We start from the raw sequence: 5,234 nt of genomic DNA, 5'->3' as shown, positions 1-5,234 counted from the left end.
GGCACAACCGGACGCCACCGCTGCGATCGCGACGGCGGAAGCCGTCGCTCGCAGGATGGTTCGCCGTGTGCGGCTAGGGGATTGCGAGTGCAAGGGGGGCCTTTCACTTCAACGTCCGACAGGGGGGCTCGATCTCTCCACGAGGTCCCCGCAGAACCTTCGTCCTCGACCCACAGAGCCTAGCGCTTGAATGCCCTCCCGCGCGCCGTCAACGCGCCCTGCGAACGTGACGAATCCGCCAACTTTCCCCGAAAACACGGGGTTCGGCACACCTCTGACCGTTCTGTCAGATCGTCGCTTCGCCCGAGCCTCACGCTACCGTGCAGACTGTGAGAAGCCGCCTCGGCACATTCGGCGCATCTCCAATGAAAGTCCGCCGATCGGCAGGCCCGCGGACCACTCCGCACCGTCTTCCACCCCACCCAGGAGCACATGTGACGGATACCACCACTCCCCCGCGCCGGGTCTACCTCGACAACGGGGGCAGGGCGCTCCTGCACCCCCTCGCCCGCACCGCGTTCGACCAGGCGCTCGACGACGGGTGGGCGGACCCTCGCCGCCTCCACGCCGAGGCGCGGCGCGCGGCCGTGCTCCTCGACGGCGCCCGCGAGGCGATCGCCGCTGGCCTGGGAGCCCGCACCGAGGAGGTCCACCTCTCCCCCTCGCACACCTCGTCGCTGCACGCGGCCGTCGGCGCGGTCGCCCTGGGTCGTCGACGCGTCGGGCCGGGGATCGTCGTCTCGGCGGTCGAGCGCGCGGCCGTCCTGCACGCGGCCGAGCTGGCCACGTCCTCGGCGGGCCGCTCCCCCGAGCGAGCCACCGCACAGGCTCCCGCGGCGACCGCTTCCTCGGCGACCGCCGACGCCCCCGAGACGGCGTCGCCCCCTCTCGTGACCGTCCCGGTCGACCGGTTCGGACGGGTCGACGAGACCGCGATGATCGAGGCCGTCTCGTCGCCCGGGGTCGCCCTCGCCGCGCTCCAGGCCGCCAACGGCGAGGTCGGGACGGTCCAGCCGGTCGGAGCCGTCCACGAGGCCGCCCGCCGCGCGGGGGTCCCGCTGCTCGTGGACGCGGGCGCCGTCGTCGGGCACGCGGAGGTGCCCGGCACCTGGGACCTGCTCGCCGCGGACCCCGGCGACTGGGGCGGCCCCGCGGGCGTCGGCGTGCTCGCGGTCCGCAACCGCGTCCGCTTCCGCCGCACCTGGCCCGAGGACGCCGACCCCTGGTTCCCGGGCGGCGTGAGCGTCCCCGCGGCCTTCGCCGCAGCCGTGGCCCTCCAGTCCGTCCAGGCCGACCGCGCGGCCCAGGACGCGCGGCGGCGCGCGCTCGTCGAGAAGGTGCGGGCCGTCGTCGGGCGGGTCCCCGACGTCGAGGTCGTGGGCGACCCCGACGACCGGCTCCCCCACGTCGTGACGTTCTCGTTCCTGTTCGTGGACGGCGAGGCCCTCGTGAGCGAGCTCGACCGTGCGGGCTTCGCGGTCGGCTCGGGCTCGGCGTGCACGTCGAGCTCGCTCGAGCCCAGCCACGTCCTGGCCGCCATGGGCGTCCTCACGCACGGCAACGTGCGCATCGCGCTCGACCGGAGCACGACCGAGGACGACGTCGACCGCTTCCTCGCGGTCCTGCCGGGCGCTGTGGCCCGCGTGCGCGCCTCGCTCGGGGTGAGCGGGCTGTGAGCCACGAGACGCTGCAGAGCCCCGAGGTCGTCGACGCACGCGGCCTGCGCTGCCCGCTGCCCGTCATCCGGCTCGCCGCGGTCGCACGCGACCGGTCACCGGGCGACGTGCTGACCGTCTGGTCGACCGACCCCGCGGCGCGCCACGACGTGCCCGCGTGGGCACGCATGCGCGGGCACGTCGTGCTGGAGAACACCGTGGTCGAGACCGGCGAGGACGAGAGCCCCCCGCCCGACGGCGGCACGACCTGGGCGGTCACGGTCCGGCTGGGCGGGTGAGCAGGAGGTCCCAAGACGCCGACGGCCCGGCCACCGTGAGGTGACCGGGCCGTCGTGGCTCGACCGCTGCGAGGCCGCAGGGCCGGGCGCTGCGGATCAGCCGAACGAACCGCCGCAAGCGCAGGCGCTGCCCGCGTTGGGGTTGTCGATCGTGAAGCCCTGCTTCTCGATCGTGTCGGCGAAGTCGATGGTCGCGCCGTCCAGGTAGGGGACGCTCATCTTGTCGACGACGACCTCGACACCGTCGTAGTCCTTGAGGACGTCGCCGTCCAGGACACGCTCGTCGAAGTAGAGCTGGTAGATCAGGCCCGAGCAGCCGCCGGGCTGGACGGCGACGCGCAGACGCAGGTCGTCGCGGCCCTCCTGCTCGAGGAGGCTGCGGATCTTGCCGGCCGCGAAGTCCGTCAGCAGGACGCCGTGGGTGGCGGTCTCGGTGGTCTCGCTCATCGTGTTCTCCGCACAGTCTTCGGTGGGCTCTCGCCCCGTGGTGTGCCCTCGGCCTGCGGCTCCCGCTCCCGGGCAGGCCGATCGGTCCTCAGGCTTGTCGCATACCCGTCAACACGACGGGCCGTGGTTCTGTTCCCGAGTCTACGACGGTAGTGCCCGCGGCTCGTCGTGAGGCTCACGACGGTCCACGGGCAGCGGGCCTCAGGCGCTCGGCGCGCGGCCGCTCCACGTGCGGGCCACGCGACCGACGCGGGCCCTCGCCGACGGCTCGTCCCGACCCAGCTCGTAGGCTCCGCTGATCCCCGCTGCCGCCTGTTCGCGTCGCCCGGCGAGGACCTCCCGGGCCAGGACGACGACGGGGAGGCCGAGCGCGGCGGCCCGGCGCGCGACCTCCGGCAGGGCGCCCTCGTGCACGGCCGAGGCGTCGAGCGAGTCGACGACCACGACCGCCAGATCGGCTGCGACGATCCGGGAGTCGAGACCCACCACGTCCGCGACGACCGCGGTGCCGGGCAGCAGCCGTGCCCCGAGAGTCGCGAGGCCGAACCCCAGGCCACCACCGGCCCCTGCCCCGGGCAGCGTCGTGAGGGCCCGGCTCGTCTCGCGGACGGCCTGCGCAGCGCCGGCCGCGGCCCGGGCGGCGGGCGCCGTCGGGCCTGCGAGCAGCGAGCGCGGCGCCGCACCTGCCGACGCCTGCGCGAGCGCTCGGGAGACCTCGTGCGCCCAGTGCCCGTGCGCGCGCTCGAGCTCCTGGGTGAGCACGGCCAGGGCAGGGTCCGCGTCCGCGAGCGCACCGTTCGTCCCGTGCAGGCCCAGGAGGGGCAGGTCGGAGTCCACGGCCCCGACGAGCTCGGTCCCCGCGAGGTGCTCGCGCGCTACGAGCACCTGGGCCGCGTCGGCCGGGCCCACCTCGCCGAGCGCCGCTCCTCCCCGGGTCAGGGGCCCGTCGTCCCGTCCCGCGAGCGCCGCGACCAGGCCGGCGCCCGCGTCGTACGCACCCAGGCCACCGGTCGCGACCACGACACGTGAAGCGAGCCGCGCGGCCTGCGCGACGACCTGCCCGACGCCGTAGCTCGTCCGCGCGCCCAGGTCACCCCGGTCCGGGCATGCCGAGGCAGTCGGGTCCTCCGCAGAGGAGGTCGTCGCACGGAGCGCCGCGGCCTCGACGTACGCGGTGCGCGCGCCCCCCGGAGCGCTCGGTCCGAGGCGGAAGGTCGCGGGCACGTCCCGACCTCGGGTGTCGCGGGCGACCGTCACGACCTCCTCCGTGGCCAGGTCGGCCAGGGCGCGCAGGAAGCCGTCCGCCCCCGGGTCGAGGACGCACGCGTCGACCCGGGCCCCCGACGACTCCTCCCAGGCCGCGGCGACCAGGTCGCGCACCTCGCTCGCGGAGAGCGTGCCGTCGGTCAGGACGAGCGGTTCCGCGACGGCGAGGAGAAGGCGCATGGCGCGATTGTGCCAGGTCCGCGTGCGGTCGGTGGCACGGGTCGCACCGGCTCGTGCGCGGGGCGACCACCCCGCGAGACGGACCTGCCCACGGGGCGCGCGCGGCGCCGTCGGGCCGCTCGGAGGAGGCGGACGAACCCCCTCGTCCCGGCCTCGCTGTGCGACGATGTTCCCGTGAGCATCCTGCTGGACAACACCTTTGCGGAACCCGCCCCGTCCCCCCTCCTGCTGCTCGGGCAAGGCCGGGACCTGGCCTCCGAGCGCGGCGTCGAGTGCACCGGCGAGCTGCCGGCCGCGAGCGACCCCGACCTCGTCGAACGTGCCCGCGCGGCTCGTGCCGCGCTCGGTGAGCGCGCGTTCGTGCTCGGCCACCACTACCAGCGCGACGAGGTCATCGACTTCGCCGACGTCACGGGTGACTCGTTCAAGCTGGCCCGTGAGGCCGCTGCCCGCCCCGAGGCCGAGTTCATCCTCTTCTGCGGTGTGCACTTCATGGCGGAGAGCGCCGACATCCTCACCTCCGACGCGCAGCAGGTCGTCCTGCCGGACCTCGCGGCGGGCTGCTCGATGGCCGACATGGCCGCGATCAACCAGGTCGAGGACGCGTGGGAGGTCCTGCAGGACGCCGGGATCGCCGACGTCACGCTCCCCGTCACGTACATGAACTCGACCGCCGCCATCAAGGCCTTCACGGGACGGCACGGCGGGACCATCTGCACGTCCTCCAACGCGGAGGTCGCGCTGCGCTGGGCGTTCGACCAGGTGGGCGGGGTCGACGGCACGGGCAAGGTGCTGTTCATGCCCGACCAGCACCTCGGCCGCAACACCGCGCTGCTCAAGCTCGGGATGTCCCCCGCGGACTGCGTGGTGTTCGACCCGCGCAAGCCCAACGGCGGCCTGACCGACGCCGAGCTGCGCGACGCGCGCATGATCCTGTGGCGCGGGCACTGCTCGGTGCACGGCCGCTTCTCCGAGCGCAACGTCTCCGACATCCGCGCCGCGGTGCCGGGCGTCAACGTCCTGGTCCACCCCGAGTGCAAGAACGAGGTCGTCGCGGCCGCGGACTACGTCGGGTCGACCGAGTACATCATCAAGATGCTCGACGCCGCCGAGCCTGGCTCGTCCTGGGCGATCGGCACCGAGCTCAACCTGGTGCGTCGCGTCGCCCGTGCACACCCGGACAAGCAGGTGCACTACCTCGACTCGACGGTCTGCTTCTGCTCGACCATGAACCGCATCGACCTGCCCCACCTCGTGTGGGCCATGGAGTCGCTCGTCGCGGGCCGCACCGTCAACCGCATCGTGGTCGACGCCGACGACGCCCACTGGGCTCGCGTGGCGCTCGACCAGATGCTCGCCCTGCCCGGGCTGTAGGACCCCCGTCGGG

General features: G+C 74.2%; 5 protein-coding genes. 3 read left to right on the top strand and 2 right to left on the bottom strand.

Annotated elements, in window-relative coordinates; all coding sequences use genetic code 11:
• The first annotated feature begins 434 nt into the window (after nt 1-434).
• Together ACFWFR_RS17110 and ACFWFR_RS17105 are read left to right on the top strand one after the other, a co-directional pair.
• A complete protein-coding gene (locus tag ACFWFR_RS17110; protein WP_377623802.1) occupies nt 435-1,676 on the top strand; it encodes a cysteine desulfurase family protein in 1,242 nt (413 codons plus the stop codon).
• Nucleotides 1,673-1,954, top strand: coding sequence for a sulfurtransferase TusA family protein (locus ACFWFR_RS17105; RefSeq protein ID WP_377623800.1), 282 nt, complete (start codon nt 1,673-1,675; stop codon nt 1,952-1,954). The genes ACFWFR_RS17110 and ACFWFR_RS17105 overlap by 4 nt, the downstream gene beginning before the upstream one ends.
• A gap of 96 nt (nt 1,955-2,050) precedes the next feature.
• Here ACFWFR_RS17105 and ACFWFR_RS17100 read toward each other — a convergent pair whose 3' ends face one another.
• Both ACFWFR_RS17100 and ACFWFR_RS17095 read right to left on the bottom strand, forming a co-directional pair.
• Entirely contained in the window at nt 2,051-2,401 is a 351-nt protein-coding gene (locus tag ACFWFR_RS17100; protein WP_056651260.1) for an iron-sulfur cluster assembly accessory protein, read from the bottom strand.
• Between the two features lie 201 nt (nt 2,402-2,602).
• Nucleotides 2,603-3,847, bottom strand: coding sequence for a glycerate kinase (locus ACFWFR_RS17095; protein WP_377623798.1), 1,245 nt, complete (start codon nt 3,845-3,847; stop codon nt 2,603-2,605).
• Between the two features lie 183 nt (nt 3,848-4,030).
• On the opposite strand from ACFWFR_RS17095, the gene nadA reads away from it, so the two are divergent.
• Complete coding sequence (nadA, locus tag ACFWFR_RS17090) at nt 4,031-5,221, top strand: quinolinate synthase NadA (protein ID WP_377623805.1); 1,191 nt, start codon at nt 4,031-4,033, stop codon at nt 5,219-5,221.
• Nucleotides 5,222-5,234: the final 13 nt, after the last annotated feature.

Source organism: Oerskovia sp. NPDC060287, from assembly GCF_042726775.1.
Taxonomy (GTDB): Bacteria; Actinomycetota; Actinomycetes; order Actinomycetales; family Cellulomonadaceae; genus Oerskovia; species Oerskovia merdavium.
This window is presented reverse-complemented; position numbering and strand designations above follow the sequence as displayed.

Excerpts from the sequence above, each read along its gene's own strand:
- ACFWFR_RS17100 (WP_056651260.1), bottom strand. The coding sequence starts at position 2,401 with ATGAGCGAGACCACCGAGACCGCCACCCACGGCGTCCTGCTGACGGAC.
- ACFWFR_RS17095 (WP_377623798.1), bottom strand. The coding sequence starts at position 3,847 with ATGCGCCTTCTCCTCGCCGTCGCGGAACCGCTCGTCCTGACCGACGGC.